Origin of the sequence: Nocardioides seonyuensis, from assembly GCF_004683965.1 — a bacterium.
Lineage (GTDB): Bacteria > Actinomycetota > Actinomycetes > Propionibacteriales > Nocardioidaceae > Nocardioides > Nocardioides seonyuensis.
The window spans coordinates 3,127,484-3,144,668 of record NZ_CP038436.1; the positions used below are offsets into that span (position 1 = coordinate 3,127,484).

The 17,185-nt window shown below is 69.9% G+C and carries 18 protein-coding genes, 1 other RNA gene and 1 other annotated feature; of the genes, 8 read left to right on the forward strand and 11 right to left on the reverse strand.

Annotated elements, in window-relative coordinates:
* Positions 1–37 precede the first annotated feature (37 nt).
* On the forward strand, positions 38–1,483 hold the full coding sequence (locus EXE58_RS15180) for an RNB domain-containing ribonuclease (protein WP_135268656.1): 1,446 nt from the start codon (positions 38–40) through the stop codon (positions 1,481–1,483).
* A gap of 54 nt (positions 1,484–1,537) precedes the next feature.
* The gene (locus tag EXE58_RS15185; protein ID WP_167288932.1) at positions 1,538–2,887 is read left to right on the forward strand and encodes an acyl-CoA thioester hydrolase/BAAT C-terminal domain-containing protein; all 1,350 of its coding nucleotides are present in this window, start codon (positions 1,538–1,540) and stop codon (positions 2,885–2,887) included.
* Between the two features lie 125 nt (positions 2,888–3,012).
* On the opposite strand, the gene EXE58_RS15190 is transcribed toward EXE58_RS15185, so the two are convergent.
* Together EXE58_RS15190 and EXE58_RS15195 are read right to left on the reverse strand one after the other, a co-directional pair.
* A complete protein-coding gene (locus EXE58_RS15190) occupies positions 3,013–3,435 on the reverse strand; it encodes a hypothetical protein (RefSeq protein ID WP_135268658.1) in 423 nt (140 codons plus the stop codon).
* A 143-nt stretch (positions 3,436–3,578) separates the two neighbouring features.
* Positions 3,579–4,843 (reverse strand): IS3 family transposase gene (locus tag EXE58_RS15195; protein WP_425271653.1). Its coding sequence is split into 2 segments (ribosomal slippage): positions 3,579–4,564 and positions 4,564–4,843, totalling 1,266 coding nucleotides; the frame shifts between segments, so codons are not numbered across the junction.
* Positions 4,422–4,565: a sequence feature (AL1L pseudoknot), on the reverse strand. Its footprint overlaps the gene before it by 144 nt.
* Before the next feature lie 206 nt (positions 4,844–5,049).
* Here EXE58_RS15195 and EXE58_RS15200 point away from each other — a divergent pair.
* Positions 5,050–5,361, forward strand: coding sequence for a hypothetical protein (locus EXE58_RS15200; RefSeq protein WP_135268659.1), 312 nt, complete (start codon positions 5,050–5,052; stop codon positions 5,359–5,361).
* A 245-nt stretch (positions 5,362–5,606) separates the two neighbouring features.
* Positions 5,607–7,226 (forward strand): DEAD/DEAH box helicase, encoded by a 1,620-nt coding sequence (locus EXE58_RS15205; protein ID WP_208544038.1) that lies wholly within the window; start codon positions 5,607–5,609, stop codon positions 7,224–7,226.
* 13 nt (positions 7,227–7,239) lie between these two features.
* On the opposite strand, the gene rnpB is transcribed toward EXE58_RS15205, so the two are convergent.
* Both rnpB and map read right to left on the reverse strand, forming a co-directional pair.
* Positions 7,240–7,612: RNase P RNA component class A (gene rnpB, locus EXE58_RS15210), an RNA gene on the reverse strand.
* A 14-nt stretch (positions 7,613–7,626) separates the two neighbouring features.
* On the reverse strand, positions 7,627–8,487 hold the full coding sequence (gene map / locus EXE58_RS15215) for a type I methionyl aminopeptidase (RefSeq protein ID WP_208544039.1): 861 nt from the start codon (positions 8,485–8,487) through the stop codon (positions 7,627–7,629).
* Positions 8,488–8,531: 44 nt separating this feature from the next.
* On the opposite strand from map, the gene EXE58_RS15220 reads away from it, so the two are divergent.
* Together EXE58_RS15220 and EXE58_RS15225 are read left to right on the forward strand one after the other, a co-directional pair.
* Positions 8,532–8,756, forward strand: a complete 225-nt coding sequence (locus tag EXE58_RS15220) for a hypothetical protein (RefSeq protein ID WP_135268661.1) — start codon at positions 8,532–8,534, stop codon at positions 8,754–8,756.
* 1 nt (position 8,757) lies between these two features.
* Positions 8,758–9,036: a hypothetical protein gene (locus EXE58_RS15225; protein ID WP_135268662.1), complete on the forward strand. Its 279-nt coding sequence runs from the start codon at positions 8,758–8,760 to the stop codon at positions 9,034–9,036.
* Here EXE58_RS15225 and EXE58_RS15230 read toward each other — a convergent pair.
* Together EXE58_RS15230 and panB are read right to left on the reverse strand one after the other, a co-directional pair.
* A complete protein-coding gene (locus EXE58_RS15230; RefSeq protein WP_135268663.1) occupies positions 9,023–10,201 on the reverse strand; it encodes a PQQ-dependent sugar dehydrogenase in 1,179 nt (392 codons plus the stop codon). The genes EXE58_RS15225 and EXE58_RS15230 overlap by 14 nt on opposite strands.
* 187 nt (positions 10,202–10,388) lie before the next feature.
* The gene (gene panB, locus EXE58_RS15235) at positions 10,389–11,255 is read right to left on the reverse strand and encodes a 3-methyl-2-oxobutanoate hydroxymethyltransferase (protein ID WP_135268664.1); all 867 of its coding nucleotides are present in this window, start codon (positions 11,253–11,255) and stop codon (positions 10,389–10,391) included.
* Between the two features lie 177 nt (positions 11,256–11,432).
* Between panB and EXE58_RS15240 the strand changes: the two genes are divergently transcribed.
* Positions 11,433–11,918, forward strand: a complete 486-nt coding sequence (locus tag EXE58_RS15240) for a SigE family RNA polymerase sigma factor (protein ID WP_135268665.1) — start codon at positions 11,433–11,435, stop codon at positions 11,916–11,918.
* Positions 11,915–13,153 carry a hypothetical protein gene (locus EXE58_RS15245; protein ID WP_135268666.1) on the forward strand — a complete coding sequence of 413 codons (1,239 nt, stop codon included), beginning with the start codon at positions 11,915–11,917 and terminating at the stop codon, positions 13,151–13,153. The genes EXE58_RS15240 and EXE58_RS15245 overlap by 4 nt, the downstream gene beginning before the upstream one ends.
* On the opposite strand, the gene EXE58_RS15250 is transcribed toward EXE58_RS15245, so the two are convergent.
* From EXE58_RS15250 to EXE58_RS15270, 5 genes are read right to left on the reverse strand one after another with little or no spacing between them, the layout of a single operon-like run.
* Positions 13,150–13,791: a class I SAM-dependent methyltransferase gene (locus EXE58_RS15250; protein ID WP_135268667.1), complete on the reverse strand. Its 642-nt coding sequence runs from the start codon at positions 13,789–13,791 to the stop codon at positions 13,150–13,152. The two genes, EXE58_RS15245 and EXE58_RS15250, sit on opposite strands and share 4 nt — an antisense overlap.
* A gap of 43 nt (positions 13,792–13,834) precedes the next feature.
* The gene (locus tag EXE58_RS15255) at positions 13,835–14,383 is read right to left on the reverse strand and encodes a hypothetical protein (RefSeq protein WP_135268668.1); all 549 of its coding nucleotides are present in this window, start codon (positions 14,381–14,383) and stop codon (positions 13,835–13,837) included.
* Positions 14,384–14,394: 11 nt separating this feature from the next.
* The gene (locus tag EXE58_RS15260) at positions 14,395–16,248 is read right to left on the reverse strand and encodes an alpha/beta hydrolase (protein WP_135268669.1); all 1,854 of its coding nucleotides are present in this window, start codon (positions 16,246–16,248) and stop codon (positions 14,395–14,397) included.
* Positions 16,245–16,577, reverse strand: a complete 333-nt coding sequence (locus EXE58_RS15265; RefSeq protein WP_135268670.1) for a hypothetical protein — start codon at positions 16,575–16,577, stop codon at positions 16,245–16,247. Before EXE58_RS15265 ends, EXE58_RS15260 begins: the two co-directional genes overlap by 4 nt.
* On the reverse strand, positions 16,574–17,104 hold the full coding sequence (locus tag EXE58_RS15270; RefSeq protein ID WP_135268671.1) for a hypothetical protein: 531 nt from the start codon (positions 17,102–17,104) through the stop codon (positions 16,574–16,576). Before EXE58_RS15270 ends, EXE58_RS15265 begins: the two co-directional genes overlap by 4 nt.
* Positions 17,105–17,185 lie beyond the last annotated feature (81 nt).

Below are 17,185 nucleotides of genomic sequence, written 5' to 3' on the forward strand. Positions count from 1 at the left end.
GGCGGCGGAGGTGGGGACTCTTGGTTAGGGTCGTGACATGCCCAGCAACCGCGTGATCAGTGTCCGCGCCGGCGACGATGCAGTGCAGCCGGAGAGCCTGCGCGAGGGCATCGCTGCCATCCAGGCCGAGTTGGGGCTCAGCACCGAGTTCCCCGACGACGTCGAGCGCGCCGCAGCAGCGGCCGCGGCGTCCCCCCGATTGCCCGACCTCGACCTGACCCACGTCCCGTTCGTCACCATCGACCCCGAGTCGGCCCAGGACCTCGACCAGGCCATGTACCTCGAGCGCGACGGCGACGGGTACGTCGTGCGCTACGCGATCGCCGACCTGACCGCATTCATCACGCCGGGCGACCCGATCGACGTGGAGGCCAACCGGCGAGGGGAGACGTTGTACGGCGCCGACTCCAAGATCCCCCTGCACCCCAAGGTGATCTCCGAGGACGCCGGCTCCCTGCTGCCCGACGAGGTGCGGCCTGCGCTCGTGTGGACCATCAAGGTCGACGCCACCGGCGAGGGCACCGACGCCAACGTCGAGCGGGCCCTGGTGAGGTCACGCGCCAAGCTCGACTACGCGTCCCTCCAGGAGGAGATCGACGCCGGCACCGCCGACGAGATGTTCACGATCCTCCGTGAGGTCGGTGAGCTCCGGATCGCTCGCGAGGCGGCGCGCGGGGGAGTGTCGCTGCCGTTGCCCGAGCAGGAGATCGTCGACGAGGACGGCACCTGGCGGCTGGAGTTCCGCTCGATGGCACCGGTGGAGAGCTGGAACGCGCAGATCTCCCTGCTCACCGGCTTCGCTGCGGCGTCGCTGATGGTCTATGCGCGGGTGGGCCTGCTGCGCACGCTTCCTCCGGTCGACCACCGTGACATCACCCGGCTGCACCGCACGGCGAAGGCCCTGAAGATCGAGTGGCCCGCCGAGCAGCTCTACCCCGACTTCATCCGCTCGCTCGACCCCGCCGAGCCCAACCATGCCGCCATGGTCGTGGCCTGCACCCGGATCCTGCGGGGGTCGGGCTACGTCGGTTTCGACGGCGAGCTCCCCGAGCAGGCCCAGCACTCCGCCCTGGCGTCCGAGTACGCCCACGTGACCGCGCCGCTGCGACGCCTGGTCGACCGCTACGCCCTGGAGATCTGCGTGGCCCTCTGCGCCGACCAGGACGTGCCGGGCTGGGTGCTGGAGAAGCTGCACGAGCTGCCCGACACCATGCGCGAGTCGAGTCGCCGGGCCAACCAGTACGAGAACGCGATCCTCAACCTCGTCGAGGCCGCCGTGCTCGCGCCGAGGGTGGGGGAGGAGTTCTCGGCTGTCGTCGTGGAGGTCGACGAGAAGGACGACACCCGCGGCGACGTCACCGTGCAGGAACCGGCCATCGAGGCGGGAGTCGTCGGGAGTGGGCCGTTGCCGGTCGGTGAGGAGGTCTCGGTGCGGTTGACCACGGCTGACGTGGAGACTCGCAAGGTGGAGTTCACGCTCTGATCGGCGCGAGTGGCATGGGCCCCTCACCGCCGAAGAGTCGCTACCGTTCTACGCGTGAGCAAGCAGGGGTGGCGCGGGCAGCTCCAAGCCGTCACATGGACGCTCACCGCTCTGGCGCTCGTCCTCACAGCCGGCTGCACAGGTAGCCAGCCGTCGGAGGAGCCCGATTCCAGCGAGGTTCCCACGCAAGTCTCCCTACGGGTCGTGCCGGCGCAGTCACGGCTCGTGGATCCGGTCTCGGTGACGGTGACCGGTCTGGAGCCGCGACGGCTTCACACCGTCACGCTGACATCCGTTGACGGTGACGGTGTGCGCTGGACGTCGTCGGCGCAGTTTCGCTCCTCGACGGACGGCACGCTCATGCTCGACGACGCGAGAGCGCTCGAAGGTTCCTACCAAGGCGTGAACGGCATGGGGCTGCTGGAGACGCTCCAGCAGGAGGACGTGTCCACGGAGCCGGCCTACTACTTCTGGACGGGGTCACCGCAGGAGTTCCGCATCGAGGTGCTCGCCGATGACAAGCTCGTGGCCCAGACGGAGTTCCTGCGCCAGCTGGGCCCGGGTGTGCGGCGTACCGAGCAGTCAGTCACGAAGGAGGGTTTCGATGGCGCCTTCTACCGACACTCCGATCGAGGTGCCTCCAAGAGTCGGCCGGCGATCCTTGCCTTCGGGGGTTCTGAGGGCGGCAACTCCATGGAGCTCCCCGGCACGGCCTTAGCGGCCGAGGGATACCCCACCCTGACCGTCGCCTACTTCGGAAAGCCGGGCCTGCCGAAGAGCTTGAGGAACATCCCGTTGGAGTACTTCGCCACAGCACTCCGGTGGCTGCGCAAGCAGCCCGGTGTCGACCCCAGCCGCATCTACGTCCTTGGCGTCTCTCGCGGCAGCGAACCTGCACAGCTGGTCGCAGTGCGCTACCCGCGACTGGTCCACGGCGTCGTCGCCGTGGTTCCTTCGGGGGTCGTTCACGCGGGCCTCCGCGGGGCTGGCTCGTCGAGTCGGGCCGCACGCGAATCTGCGTGGAGCTTCCAGGGGCGGCCTGTTCCCTGGACGAGAACGGTCAACGATCCGCGGCCCGACGAGTTCCCACGCTCAGTGATCCCGGTGCAGGACATCGACGGGCCAATGCTGCTGGTCTGCGGCGGCGCAGATCAGGTGTGGGACTCGTGCGCCTTCGCCCGCGCGATCGTTTCTCGACGCGAGCAGCACGGTGTGCACCGCCGGAGCCTGCTGCTTGCGTACCCGCAGGCTGGACACGGCATCGGGTCCCTCGTCCCCTACGACCCGGAACCCATATACGGGCCTCTTGCGGGCGCCTTGGCGCTGTCGAACCAACGCGCCAGGGCACGCCTGTGGGGACAGCTCACGGCATTTCTACGTACGACGTCGGGTGCTGGCGAGTGAGCGGTGTGGTCGAAGGGGCTTGCCTGTGGCCGGGGGACGGCCGTTATCCGGTCACCGCTCGTCGCGTCATTTCGCCGCGTTGCGGTGCGATGTGCCTGACGGCGGACAACGCCCTGCTCCCTCGACTATGACGGCGATGTGACGCGGTTCTCCTCCGCTCGACGGAAGAGGTAATAGCCCACGGTGGCTCCCTTAACAGCGACGTTCTGCCCAGACGCCAAGAACTTGTCGCGGCTCTGTTCGCCTTGCACTACGAACACGAACGAGCCTGTGATCAGATCCCAACCTTCGGCTGCGATCCCATTGAGCACCGCGGTTGGGTCGTTGGCCCTACTGGTGTTGAAGCTGCCCATCATCGCGACGATCTCAGCCGTCTGCCTCATGACCTCGAAGTCGACCTGGAAGAGCCGGTCTCCTTGCTGAAACGCCGTGCGTGCCTGCCCGATAGGCGAGGCGGCGAAAGCTTCGGCCTCTCGTTCGGCTTGCTTCGCCGCCTTAGCGGCTGCTGCCGCTTGCTGCTCTTCTTCGGTTTTATTGAACAGGCCCATAACGGATACCCCCCTCGACGCTTTGCCACGCCCTCGACATCGGTACACCGCGACGGTACGGCTCTACGAGCTGGTCGGGGCGGGAATGGAGGTCACCGGTGAGGCTCTCGGCCAGTGAGTCGAGGATCTGTCGCGTGCCGGGTTCAGTGGAGGCTCTGAACTAACGCGCCGACGGTAGCCGGTGCGGGGTTGTGCCTGTCGTGTTGCTCCTCGAACTCGACCGGAGGAACGAGTCCGATCTCGCCGTGCAGACGTCGGTGGTTGAACCAGTCGATGTACTCCGCGACCGCGATCTCGAGGTCGTCGATGTTCTTCCACGGGCCCTTGTTGCGGACCAGTTCGGCCTTGAACAGCGAGTTGAACGCCTCGGCCAGGGCGTTGTCGTAAGAGTCGCCGGTGGATCCGACCGACGCGACGGCCCCGGCTTCGGCCAGCCGCTGGGTGTAGCGCACGGCGAGGTACTGGACTCCCTTGTCCGAATGCGCAATCACCCCGGTGGTGTCCTGGCCGGCGTGCTGACGGGTCCACAGCCCCATCTCGAGGGCGTCCAGGGCCAGGTCGGTGCGCAGGCTCTTCGAGAGTTGCCACCCGACCACGCGGCGGGAGAAGACGTCGATGACGAACGCGGCGTAGACCCAGCCGGCGAAGGTGCGGCAGTAGGTGATGTCGGCGACCCAGACCCGGTTCGGTGCCGGCGCCTTGAAGTCGCGGTCCAGCAGGTCCGGCCGGGTGTCCGGGCCGGCACCCGGCACGGTGGTCCTGGGGCCCTTGGCCCGACTGATCCCACGTAGCCCGTCGCCGCGCATCAGCCGGTGCACGGTGCATCTGGCGATCCGGTGGTCGCGCCGGTTCAGCTCGGCGTGCATCTTGCGGACCCCGTAGACGCCGTAGTTGTCGGCGTGCACCTGCCGGATCACCTCCAGGTGACCCTGGTCGGCCACCGCCCGCGCGGACGGTGGCCTGGTCTTGGCGGCGTAGTAGGTGCTCGGGGCGATCGGCGTCCCGGCCTTGCGCAGGACGGTGCAGATCGGCTCGACCCCGAACTGGTCGCGGTGCTGGTCGATATAGTCGACCAGCACCGCGGTGGTCACTTCAGCTTGCGGTCGAGCTCCGCCGCGGCGAAAAAAGCCGACGCCGTCCGCAGGATCTCGTTCGCCCGTCGTAATTCCTTGACCTCACGCTCGAGCTCGGCGATCCGCTTCGCCTCATCACTGGTCACACCGGGGCGATGACCTTCGTCGATCTCGGTCTGCTGGACCCAGTTGCGCAGCGTCTCGGGGTTGATCCCGAGCTGCTCACCCACCCGACGCAACGCGCCGCTCCTGGTCGCGGGGTCACGCCGCAGATCGACCGCCATCCGGATCGCCCGCTCCCGAAGCTCCTCGGGGTACTTCCTCGGTGCTGCCATGACTCTCATCCTTCCGTGGAATGAGAGCCTCCATCAGACCCGGCACGCGACACTCTCCGAGCGGGAAAGGGCTTGGGTCGAACCTGCGTCGATTCGCCGCTTGTCGGTGTCTGACCCTGGTCCCAGGGAGGTGGGCGGTATCCGCCAGACGATCGCGTCTGTGGATTCGCGAGCGATCAGCCAGTTGGTCGAAGTAGCGTCCCTTCATGACGCGGTACGAATACGACGAGGAAGCCAGTCAACGGCTTCACATGGACGTCGTTTACGAAATCGATGATCGGCCCACTCCAGTGGCCCGATGGGTCGACGCGATGCGTCGATTGAACTCCATCGACGACCCTCTCGCCCGACGCATCTTGATGCTCCATCGCGACTGCGGATCCGGCAGCGGCGCGTGCGACAGCGGTTTCGAGGACGAGCCAATCGCTCAGCGCGTCGATTGGGGTTGCGAGACCACGTCGGTGATCGCAAACCACTTCGGAGTCGAGTATCCGGCTGCTCCGCCCGAACCCGACTGAGCACGTCTTTCCGCCGCAATGGCGTCAACGGATGCGGGCAAGGAGGCATCCATACGGTGAGGCGCTCTACAGCGCTGCGGACGTGGGCGAGGCGGCTCTATTCGCGGGGGAGACGGCGATAACGTCCGGTGGTGGCCAGTTCTCGACGACCCAGTGCTCGTCGACGCAGCGCTTCCTCGCGCCCGAGGGGCGCGCGACAGCAACAGCGGCCGTTACCGACCGCCGGGCCGGGGGAGCGGCTCTGGGTGCTGGATGTGCCGTACGGGACGCAGGTCGAGGGCGCCATCTGGCACCCTGCCCTCAAGACGCACCTGTACGTCGGGCGCGCCCTGCCCGCGCACCTCGCGCCCTATTCTCCGGGTCCCTACACGCTCGGTCGATTCATCGAGAACACGCTCAATCCTGACGATCCGACGTCCAACCCCGAGCCGACAGACGCGCTCGAGCCTCGCAGGATCCAGTTCGAGGCAGCCGATGCGATCGCTGCGCGGGCCGCGGCGGGAGGGCAGCAGTTCCTGCTCGCCGACGAGCCTGGTGTGGGCAAGACCATCTCCGCCGTCCTCGGGGCCACCGCGGTGGGCGACCTCCGGGGTGCGCGACGGGTGCTCGTGGTGGCCGACCGGCCCGCCGCGATCACGATCGGCCACTGGTGTCGCACGATCACGGCGCTGGGAGACGGCGGTCTGGAGTGGGTCGTGATCACGTGGGACAGGCTGGACAAGGTCAAGGACCACACCTGGGATGTGATCATCGCGGACGAGGCCCACGCCTTGCGACGTACGACGACGAAGCGGTGGAAGCTCTGGGCCCGGATCTCCGGACACGGAAAGCCGCACGACAAGGCACCGTTCGTCATCGCGACCACCGCGACGCCCGGACACACGCCGCTCGAGCTGCCGTACCTAGCTCCGGCCTATGCGCAGGTGATGGGGGAGTCGATGAAGGAGTGGACCTCGACGACGCGACCCGGGGAGGTCTTCGCCGCGGCGCTGGAGCGCCACGGCGTCGGAGTGGAACCGGGACGCTACGGTGCGACGTGGACCAGTGACCCGGCGCGGCGGGCTGCTGACCTCAAGCTCGTGCGCGGCTGGCTCGACGAGGAGCGGCCCCCGGCGATGCTGCACCGCGCCGCGGCCTGGGGGCCGGTCCCGATCTCGGGCATGCCCGTGACGCTCACGCCGGCCGAGCGGACGGCGTACGAGGCGGAGTGGGGAGAGTTCTGTCGTGAGATGGACATCGCCCGGCGCGGTCGCAACACGGCGAAGGGGCGGGCCGCCCTCCTGCGGTTCCGGCAGAAGGCCGGGCTCATCCGCGTCGACTCGACGGTTGCCTGGATCGCCCAGCAGGTCCAGGCCGAACGACAGGTGGCGTGCTCGGTCGAGTTCGTCGCGACCGCCGCCGACCCGATCGCCGACCGGCTGCGCGACCTCGGCATCGAAGTCGCCTCGATCTACGGTCGCGACCGGTTCGACCCAGAGGCCGAGCGGCTCCGGTTCCAGACCGGGCAGGCGCCGGTCTGCGTCTTCACCACGGTCGCCTCGATCAGCCTCCACGCCGGTGAGACCCTCGCCGACGGCCGCCGTGCGAGCACAGCGCCGCGGGTCGGTGTCTTCCACCAGGCGCGCTTCTCCGGCATCGCCGGACGGCAGGTGACCGGCCGCACCCACCGCGACCACCAGGTCTCGCCGTGGCACATCGCGTACGCCGAAGGCACCGTCGAGGAGCAGGTCGGCAAGGTGATGGTGGAGCGGATCGCCGCTGCCTCCGACACCGTGGGCGGCGACACCACCGGCCTCGCCGACCTCGCCCAGCTCCTCGGAGCTGACTGGCTCCCCATCACGACCCTCACCGAGGACGGCACCTGACCGGGACGTGAAGCGAATGGGCTGGCCTGTAGGCCGGGTTCTGTCCGCCGCTGGTGCGGCGGGGCGACCATCCATCTGGGGGAGCCGTTGCCGACCCCCTCGTGCGATCTACCCGTGCGCTCGGGCGGGCCGCCCTCGAACGCGCACTGTCTGATCTTGCTCCGGGTGGGGTTTACCTAGCTGCTCCGGTCGCCCGGAGCACTGGTGGTCTCTTGCACCACCGTTTCACCCTTGCCGCCCGGCAAGCCGGGAGGCGGTCTGTTCTCTGTGGCACTGTCCCGCGGGTTGCCCCGGATGGCTGTTGGCCATCACCCTGCCCTGTGGAGCCCGGACCTTCCTCGCCACTACCGCCGGAGCGGAGGTGTCGCGGTCGCCCGGCCAGCCCATTCGCAGGACCAGTCTAGGGGAGCGTCAGCACTTCCGCGCCGGTGTCAGTGACGAGCAGCGTGTGCTCGAACTGGGCCGAGCGCTTGCGGTCCTTGGTGACCACGGTCCAGCCGTCGTCCCACATGTCGTAGTCGTGGGTGCCGAGGTTCAGCATCGGCTCGATGGTGAACGTCATGCCGGCCTGGATCTCGGTCGAGAAGTAGTCGTCGTCGTAGTGGGGCACGACCAGGCCCGAGTGGAAGGCAGTGCCGATCCCGTGGCCGGTGAAGTCGCGTACGACGCCGTAGCCGAAGCGCCGGGCGTAGGACTCGATCACCCGGCCGATGATGTTGATGCGACGTCCGGGCCGCACGGCCTTGATGGCGCGGTCGAGGGCCTCCCTGGTGCGCTCGACGAGGAGCCGCGACTCCTCGTCGACGTCGCCGGCGAGGAAGGTGGCGTTGGTGTCGCCGTGCACGCCACCGATGAAGGCGGTGATGTCGATGTTGACGATGTCACCGTCCTGCACCACGCGACTGTCGGGGATGCCGTGGCAGATCACCTCGTTGACGCTGGAGCACAGTGACTTGGGGAAACCGCGGTAGCCGAGGGTGGAGGGGTAGGCGCCGTTGTCGCAGAGGAACTCGTGGCCGATCCGGTCGAGCTCGTCGGTGGTGATGCCGGGGACGACGTGGGAGCCCACGAGCTCGCGTGCCTGCGCTGCCAGGCGTCCGGCGACGCGCATCCGCGCGATCGTGTCGGCGTCCTTCACCTCGGACCCGGTGAACTTCGCGGGCGTCGGGCGGTCGACGTACTCGGGACGGGGGATGTGCGGGGGCACCGGGCGACGCGGCGAGATCACGGCGGGCTGGACGGTGGGGGCAGCGGTGGACACGAGGGCGAGTGTAGTTTCCGGCCCGCTCTTGTAGGTTCTCAGCCATGAGCGAGAACGAGTACTGGTTCTGCCTGACCCACCGTGCCGTCGAAGGCTCGGAGGGATGCCGCAACGCCGACCGCCTCGGGCCCTACGAGTCGGCCGAGGAGGCCTCTCGCGCGCTCGAGCGCGTGCAGGAGCGCAACGAGGCCTGGGACAACGACCCCGACTGGAACGACGACGGGCCGGCCTCCGGGGACGGCCTCGCCGACGGCACGCCCGACAGCTGAGGTGACCGGCACTCCCGTGCGCGAGGCCCCGTCGCCGTGGGCCATCGCAGGCATGGTGGGGATGGCGTGCGTGCTCTTCATGATCGTGACCACGCCCTTGGTGACGGCCACCCCGTGGTGGGCGGTCGCGCTCCTCGTCGTGGCGTGGGTCGGTGCGTTGCTGGTCTCGGTGGCGTGGTTCGTCCGCCGACCCAGGATGTTGCCGGTCCTCGCGGTGGCGATGGCGGTGGTGTGGTTCGCGACGATCGTGCTGGGGGCGCGCTACCTCACCTGGGGCTGACCCGCAGGACCCGGTCCCGTCCGTCGCCGTTGTCGGTGGTGACGAGCAGGTCACCGTTCCGTGTCGAGGTCACCGAGCGCAACCGTCCGAACTTGCGCAGCGCCCGGGGCTGGCGCATCGACTGGAACGCCCCGATGTCGTCGAAGCCCATGAAGAGCACCCGCGATCCCTTCAGGGCGGCCACGGCGAGGGTGCCCCGCAGCGAGCCCCACCTCTTGCCGCGGACCCACGCCGCCCCCGACGTCGCGACCGTCGGCTCGCCGGAGGACCAGGCTGCGTCCTCCTGCTTGCCCGGGAGCGACTGGTCGGTCATCGGCACGGACTCGTTGTAGCCGGGGACCGGGTTCCAGCCGTAGTCGGCGCCGGCGACGAGCAGGTTGACCTCGTCGTCGCGGTAGCTCCCGTGCTCGACCGACCAGACGGTCCCGCCGGGCCGCAGGGCGAGCCCCTGGACGTTGCGGTGGCCGTAGGTCAGCACGTAGCGCCGGGCGCCGCTCAGATCGTCCCAGTTGTTGCTCGGGTGCGGCTTCCCGGTGCTCGCCACCAGGCGGAGCACCTTCCCGCCGAGGGACTCGAGGTCGCGAGGATTGGTGCCCACGGCGGCGTCCCCGGTGCCCACGTAGAGAGCGTCGCTGCGGCGGTCGAGCAGCAGCCGGCAACCCCCGTGGCGACCGCTCGTCGCGGGCAGACCGCCCAGGACGGTACGGCGCTTGCTCAGCGACCGCCACGAGCTGTTGACCTTCCACCTGGTGACCCTGACCTCGTGACCACGCGAGGTGGTGGCGCCATGGCACGCCCACAGGGTGCGGCTGCTCGGATCGACCGCCATCGAGAGCAGGCCGGTCTCCCCGGAGACCCACACGAGCTTGGACAGGTTGGCCAGGGTGCGTCGCTTGCCGTGTCGTACGACGCTGATGCGGGCGCGGTCACGCTCGGTGACGAGGATGCGGCCGCCGGGCGCCGGCTGCGCGTCCCAGGCGTGGTCGAGCCCTCGCGCAACCGTGCGGACCCGTAGGCCCGGCAGTGCCCGGGCCGCGAGCTCACCCTTCGTCGCGGCGACCCGTGACGTCGCGGTGTGCTCGGGCGGCGCCGTGTGACCCGGGGCGAACCCCAGCGGGAGCAGAGGCGCGAGCAGGGCCAGGGCGACGAGACGAGATCTCCGCATGGCCGAAACCGTACGCCGACGGGAGGGACGTCGGAAGGCTGGCGTGGTGACCGAGAGCTGCGGCACCCTGGCGGCACATCACATGTCGTACGGCGACCGTGGCGGCACAGCGCATGGAAATCGGGCCGTGAGGCGTCAGGTGCCGCCACCTTCGGTGGAGCCGATGTCGTGTGCCGCCACCCTGGGGCTAGAACGTGTGCTCCGGGCCCGGGAACGTCCCGGCGCGGACATCTTCGGCGTAGGCCCGGGCCCCCTCGAGCAGGGCGCCGTGGACGTCGGCGTACTGCTTGACGAAGCGCGCCATCCTGCCCGTGCGCAGGCCGAAGGCGTCCTGCCACACCAGGACCTGCCCGTCGCAGCCGTTGCCGGCGCCGATGCCGATGGTCGGGATGACGAGCTCCTTGCTCACCTGCTCGGCGACGTCGCCCGGCACCATCTCCATCACCACAGCGAAGGCTCCGGCCTCCTGGACGGCACGGGCGTCGCGAAGGATCCGCTCGGCGGTCTCGCCGCGACCCTGGACGCGGTAGCCGCCGAGGGTGTGCTCGCTCTGGGGGGTGAAACCGATGTGGGCCATGACGGGGATGCCGCCCTGGGTGCACTTCTCGATGACCGGCGCCATTTCCGCGCCGCCCTCGAGCTTCACGCAGTGGGCGCCGGCCTCCTTCATGAAGCGGACGGCGGTGAGGTAGCCCTGCTCTGGACTGGCCTGGTAGCTGCCGAACGGCAGGTCGCCCACCACCATCGCCCGGGTGACGCTGCGTGCGACCGCACGGGTGAGCGGAAGGAGCTCGTCGACGGTCACGGGCAGCGAGGTCTCGTTGCCGAAGACGTTGTTGGAGGCCGAGTCACCGACCAGCAGCAGGTCGATCCCGGCCTCGTCGAAGGTGGCGGCGGTGTACATGTCGTAGGCCGTCAGCATCGTGATCTTCTCGCCACGCTCCTTCATCTCGCGGAGATGATGGGTGCGGACGCGCTTGACGGGCGCAGCCGGCGCGTTCGCCGAGTCCTTGGTGGCGGGGCCGGAGCCGTAGGGCGCGGTCTCTTCGCTCATGGTCACTCCTCGTCATCTCGCGGCTCCCTGCTGGAGTCCACGGACCGTCTTCAAGGCTAGTAGTGACCGGCGAGTACGACGCTGTGGTGCCGGTCACGCAGCGACATCGGTCCCGCGGGGAGATGTCGTGCCAACCATTCGGGGTCGGGATCGCGTTGACTGGGTGGAGGAGGGTCGATGGACGAGCAGGGGTTCACCGAGTGGGCGGGTGGCTGCCAGCGACAGCTCCTGCGCTCGGCGTACCTGCTGACCGGTGACCTGCACCGCGCCGAGGACCTCGTCCAGGAGGCGCTGACCAAGGTGGCGCTGCGCTGGGGTCGGCTGCACGACGGCAACGCGCTGGGCTACGCGCTCCGCATCATCACCAACGACAACATCTCGTGGTGGCGCCGGAGGCGCGACGTACTCGTCGAGGTGCGCGAGGTGTCGGTCGCCGCGAGCGAGCCGGAGATCGCGCTGGTCGTGCAGCGCTCCTTGCAGCGACTCACCCACGCACAGCGCGCCGTCGTGGTGCTCCGCCACTTCGACGACCTCACCGAGAGGGAGACCGCGGAGATCCTCGGAGTCAGCATCGGGACGGTCAAGAGCCAGAACGCGGCCGCGCTGGCCCGGCTCCGGGACGGCGCCCCCGAGCTGCTCGAACTCATCGGGAGGACACCATGAAGGACCACGAGCTGGCGGACGTCCTGGCCCGAGCGAGTGACCACGTGGTCGCCCCCGATCTGGCTGGTACGGCATGGGCCGCGGCCGAGCGTCGTCGACGCGGGCGTCGTGCCGGGCTCGCGTGCATCGCAGCCTCCCTCGTCCTCGTCGGAGGCGCCGTTGCGCTTCACGTGGGCGATCGCAACGAGAGGGTGGGGCCGGCGGAGACGCCGAGCCCGGTGCCCTCGACCTCGTCGGATCCCGTCGACAGCGACGACGCCACCCAGCCGGTCTGGGACCCCTTCACGCTCACCGAGGCCCCGATGCGAGCCTCGGTGCTGCCCACCGACCTCGACCCACCCACCATCGCGCCGTCGATCCAGGAACAGCCGCTGCCGGACATCGTGGTCGCGTGGCCCGAGGAGGGTGCGGACTTGCGCGTCCTGGGGAGCGACCAGCAGTGGCGGAGCGTGCCCGGCACGGCGGATGCGATCAGCCGCAGCCTGCGCGACGTGGTCGATCCCGCCATCAGCCCGGACGGCGCGAGGGTCGCCATGTCCACCGATGCGGGAATCCTGGTCGTGGAGGCGAACGGGGGTCGGAGCGTCATTTCGTGGCCGCCCGCGCTGGAGGGGCCGTTCGACACCCGTCCGCGTCTGCTGTGGCTGCCGGGCGACGAGGGCTTCGTCGTACTGCACTGGAAGCGGCCGTGGCTGGTGGACCTCGACGGCAAGGGTGCGCCAGCGCCGTTCGGTGGGATGTACGGAGGCGGTGTGATGGTGGATCCGGACACCGGGACCGTCCGTGATCGAGCGGAGGCCTACGGTGCGCTCCGGACATGGAACGACCATGACGACGCGTCCTCGGTCATTCTCGGAGGGTACGGCGAGCGCTTCGTGACTCGTTTCGGCCTCGTCGCCTACACCGGGAACCCCGGATCGGGCGGATTCGGTGTGCCCAGGTCGGGGCCGGTGGTGGTCGATCCCGCCAGCGGCGAGGTGCTCGCCTTCGCCCCCATCCGCGACCGGAACTCCGTCTACAGCGACAACGGTCACCTGACCGCGCTCGGCTTCCTCGACGAGGCGACCGTTCTCCTGATGGTGAGGCCCATGGACTTCCGGACCATGGAACCCGAGGAAGGCGTCAGCCACCTCGTGGCGTGGACCTACGAGACGGGTGAGTTCGAGGTGCTGTCACGAGGTGACCGGGACCTGCGCCTGGCGGCATTCGCCCCCGCGCTGATCGGCAACCGCTAGGCGGGTGACTCCGCGACGAGGAGGTGGAAGGCATGGTTGCCGTGATCGACCGGTCGGTCCTCGAGGAACGTCAGCCCGGCCCCCCGGATCAGCTCGACGACCTCGGTGATCGGGCGGATCCGGAAGCCGTGCTGGGTGAAGGGCAGGTTCGTCATGAAGTCAGGGTCGGCACAGCCGATCACCGCCCGGCCGCCGGGCTTGAGCACACGCGCCATCTCGCGGAACGCGCGGGAGACGTCCTCGACGAAGTAGATCGTGTTGGTCGTGATCAGCGCGTCGAGCGAGTGATCGGGCAGCGGCAGTGCGGTGAGGTCGCCAGCCTCGAGGGTGAGGGATCCGCTCGCCACCTCGCTGGAGTACCTCTTGCGCGCTGCGTCCAGCATCGTCTCGGCGATGTCGACCCCGTGCACGTGACCGCCAGGGCTGACCCGGTCGAGAAGGGGCTGCAGGCCCACGCCGCCGCCGAACCCGATGTCCGCGACCTGCTGACCGGGCAGGGCTCCGGTGGCTTCGACCGCAGCAAGGACCGGAGCCAGGTTGCCCTTGTTGAGGCTGCGCGCGACCACTCTGCCGCGCAGTCCTGCAGGATGGCCGAGCTGGCGCGCCAGACCGCGCATGAAGGCGTCACGAACGCTCATGTCGTCAGCGTGGCACAGGGCGTGGGCCTCTGGCAGTGGTCGCTCACTCGAGCCCGTCGACAGGCGTCGGGGTGTCGGCCTCGGCGCGCTCCTTGTCGTCCCCGGAGAGGGCCAGGCAGTCGGTCTGGAACGACAGCTGCCACGCCTCGGGGTCCCCGGTGGCGAGGTGCGGGGAGAAGGCGAGGGTGAGACCGTCGCGCTCGACGGCCACCTGGTCGTCGACCTTGGTGACGTCGGCGAAGCCTGCGCCGAGCAGGGCGGAACGGATCGCCTCGAGCTGACCCTTGACCTCGCCCTCGGGCGCCTTGAAGACACCCGCGCCGTCGTACTTCCAGCTCAGCTCCGGCATGCAGGCGGTCCACCCGGCCTCCGCGCGGACGCGGTCGCCGCCGATCGCCTCCACGGCGAGGGGAACGCCTTCACGGACGGTGGCGAGGGCCGATCGCTCGGTCTGCTCTGCGCTCCCCTCGGGCTCGCCGTCGGGTGACTCGCCCGAGCCCGGGCCGGTGCAGGCGCTGAGCAGGGCGACGAGCCCGATGGCGGCGACGGCAGAGACCATCACGTGGAGTCGCATGGCCGCGAATCTAGTCATGTCCCGGATCCTCACGGCCAGCTGCCTGGCCACAGGTCGTCGAAGGTCTCCACGACCGGGGCGATGATGTCGTCGTAGGCCTGCTCGCCCTGGCGGACGGCCTCCTCGCCCAGCCAGTCGTAGAGGTGGTCACGGGCGTCCTGGTCGCGCCCGCCGGTGTCGGCGACGTCCTCGCCCTGGCCCGTCACGATGTCCGCCATGTTGGCCAGGGCGGGGTTGGTCTCCTCGAAGTAGGAGACGTGGTTGTCGAGCAGGCCGACCTCGACCAGGCCGTCCGGCCCCTCGAAGGCAGCGCCGGGGTCGACCTCGAAGTTGTGGGCGCCGAAGTCGGCCTGGGAAGGGTCCTCGCCGAGCCCGATGCCGTCGTCCCAGGTCCCCGGGAGCACGCCGTCCTTGCCGCCCAGCCAGGTGACGGGATCGTGGGCCGCCGAGCCGACGAAGACCTGCCCCTCATGCATCCCCAGGTCGGACACGTGCGCGACGCCGCCGCCGGCACCCGGACTGCCGATGAGCACGAGGGTGTCGGCGTCCATCCCGTCGGCAGCGCCGTGGGCCGAGGTGGTGGAGCCGTAGCTGTGGCCGATCACGGTGAGGTGGGAGGCGTCTGCGCCTCCCTGATGAGTGCTGTTGAGCCCGTCGACGAACTGCGAGAGGAGGCGGCCGCCGTGCTCGGCGTTGGCCTCGGTGACGGTGTGGCCCGCATCCAGGGCCGACTCGCCGTAGCCCAGCACCGAGCCGTCGGGATTCCAGTTGGGGGAGTCGTAGCCGATCCAGGCGATGGTCGCGACCGAGGAGCCACCTGCGCTCGCCTGGTTGTGGAGTGCCAGCGCGTCGAGGGAGTTCTCGTCGATCGTGGTGCCGTCGTTCATGATCCCCGGGACGTAGACCGCCGTGTGGTCGGCGGTGTCGGGGTTGCCGAAAGCGACCGCTGCCACCCCGTCGCCGCCGAAGGCGTGGGGCTGGTAGGCCATCACGAACACCTCGAGGTCGAGCTCGGAGTAGGGCAGCCGCTCGGCGTTGGCGATGGCCTGCTCGACCGACCGGGCGTTCTCCAGCCACCGCGCGTCCTCGGGGCTGAGCTCCTCGCCCGCCTCCTCGCGGCCGAGAAGGAGCTCGAGGTCGCGCTGCACGCTGGCCCGGTTGGCCTCATCGCGATCGCCGGTCGGGATGCCGTGGGTGTTTCCGATGAGGTCGGGGTCGCTGACGAGGAGGGCGTTGCGCTGGGCGTCGCTCAGGCGGTTCCACCAGGCAAGCACCGCGTCGGTGTCGTTGCCGAGCCGCTCGAGCCGCTCGACCAGCGCGGCGGTGTCCACCAGTGCACCCGTCGCCGCCCGCTCGCCCTCCGCGACCGTGTCGACCGACCGGAGCGCGGCCATGCAGGTGTCCTCGTCGCGCCGGATGCGGTCGTGCCACGCCTGCAGGTCGGCGTCGAAGGCGGTCATCCTCCCGGCCAGGCCCGCGGCGTCGGCCCTGAGCTGCGGGACGTCGGCCTCGGTGGCGCCGGAGATCCGGCCCACCAGCTCCTGGCGGTCGTCGTTGAGGCTCCGGCGCCGCTCCATCAGGTCGACGTGCTCGAGCCGTCGCTGCGCCATCGACGTCAGGTAGGCGTCGACGGCGAGCGAGGCCTTCTCGAGAGCGGCAGCCACGGCGGCGGTGTCGTCGGCGAATCGCGTGACGGCGTGACCGGCGGCCTCGGCGGCGTCTCCCGACCAGTCGTCGGGAGCACCGTGCGCCCGCGCCCAGCTGGCCACGTCGTCAGCACCGGCTGCGGCGGCCCGGAGGTCGACGAGCACGGCACTGGCGCCGGGCTGGACCTCGGGCTCGGGCGCAGCCGACCGCGCGGCAGGGACGTCGATCGCGGTCACGGCGTGGGTCCGTAGGAGAAGGGCTGCGCGTCGCGGTCAGCCCACATCAGGAGGTCCTGGACCCCCTGGACGGTCTCGGCGTCGGCCGAGTGGATGTCGTACGCCGCTCCTGCCAGGGCGTCGGCATGGGCGGCGGCAGCCCTGCGGAGCCCGTCGACCCGCGTCTCCCAGGTCGCCAGGAACGTGGCGGCGACCGGTCCGACGCGGCTGCCTAGCAGCTCAGCCTCGGCCTGGGCGAGGTTGCGCAAGGGGCCGTGGAGCGCCTCGGCCTGGTCGTCCCAGGCGACCTGCGCGCGCGTCATGGCCTCGGTCCACATCCGGATCGTCACGACAGGTCCTCCGCGTCCGTCAGCACGTGCCCGGAGGTGACGACCACCTGCAGCGACCCGGGACGCACGAGCGCGGAGGCGCGGGCGGCGCCCCGGCGGGCCACCAGACGCGGAGCGGAGCCCGCGACAGGGCGGGCGTCCCAGCCGAGCCCCAGCAGGGCGTTGCCCGTGGCGCGGAGCAGGGCGACGTTGTCGCCCTCGGCCAGCCCGGCCGCGACCACGACAACCTCGCGGTGGACGAACCTGCTCCGCGCACCAGCACTCGGCTCGTGCCTCCACCGTGCCTCGCGCGCCGGGTCGGCGGGCCATGCCTGGTGCCGGGCGAGGCGCGACACCAGTGAGTCGAGGAGGTCGTCGACCTCGCGCGCCAGCCCGGCAAGGTCTGCGGGCGAGGCGAGTGGCGTGGCTGGCCGATCAGGTGCCACCGGCCCCGGCAGCAGCACGATCTCCACCTCGGGGTGGCGCTCACGCAGCACGCGGAGCATCGGGTCTGCCTCGATCGGGTCTTCGGGAGTGTGCGCGGTCATGCAAGCACCCTTCCGCAGGTCCGCACTCCTCAAACCGTCCGCGCGCGCCCTGTGGATGGCCCGGGTGGATGGCCCGGTTTC

Excerpts from the sequence above, each read along its gene's own strand:
- EXE58_RS15180 (WP_135268656.1), top strand. The coding sequence starts at position 38 with ATGCCCAGCAACCGCGTGATCAGTGTCCGCGCCGGCGACGATGCAGTG.
- EXE58_RS15190 (WP_135268658.1), bottom strand. The coding sequence starts at position 3,435 with ATGGGCCTGTTCAATAAAACCGAAGAAGAGCAGCAAGCGGCAGCAGCC.
- EXE58_RS15200 (WP_135268659.1), top strand. The coding sequence starts at position 5,050 with ATGACGCGGTACGAATACGACGAGGAAGCCAGTCAACGGCTTCACATG.
- EXE58_RS15220 (WP_135268661.1), top strand. The coding sequence starts at position 8,532 with ATGAGCGAGAACGAGTACTGGTTCTGCCTGACCCACCGTGCCGTCGAA.
- EXE58_RS15230 (WP_135268663.1), bottom strand. The coding sequence starts at position 10,201 with ATGCGGAGATCTCGTCTCGTCGCCCTGGCCCTGCTCGCGCCTCTGCTC.
- panB (WP_135268664.1), bottom strand. The coding sequence starts at position 11,255 with ATGAGCGAAGAGACCGCGCCCTACGGCTCCGGCCCCGCCACCAAGGAC.
- EXE58_RS15240 (WP_135268665.1), top strand. The coding sequence starts at position 11,433 with ATGGACGAGCAGGGGTTCACCGAGTGGGCGGGTGGCTGCCAGCGACAG.
- EXE58_RS15245 (WP_135268666.1), top strand. The coding sequence starts at position 11,915 with ATGAAGGACCACGAGCTGGCGGACGTCCTGGCCCGAGCGAGTGACCAC.
- EXE58_RS15250 (WP_135268667.1), bottom strand. The coding sequence starts at position 13,791 with ATGAGCGTTCGTGACGCCTTCATGCGCGGTCTGGCGCGCCAGCTCGGC.
- EXE58_RS15255 (WP_135268668.1), bottom strand. The coding sequence starts at position 14,383 with ATGACTAGATTCGCGGCCATGCGACTCCACGTGATGGTCTCTGCCGTC.
- EXE58_RS15270 (WP_135268671.1), bottom strand. The coding sequence starts at position 17,104 with ATGACCGCGCACACTCCCGAAGACCCGATCGAGGCAGACCCGATGCTC.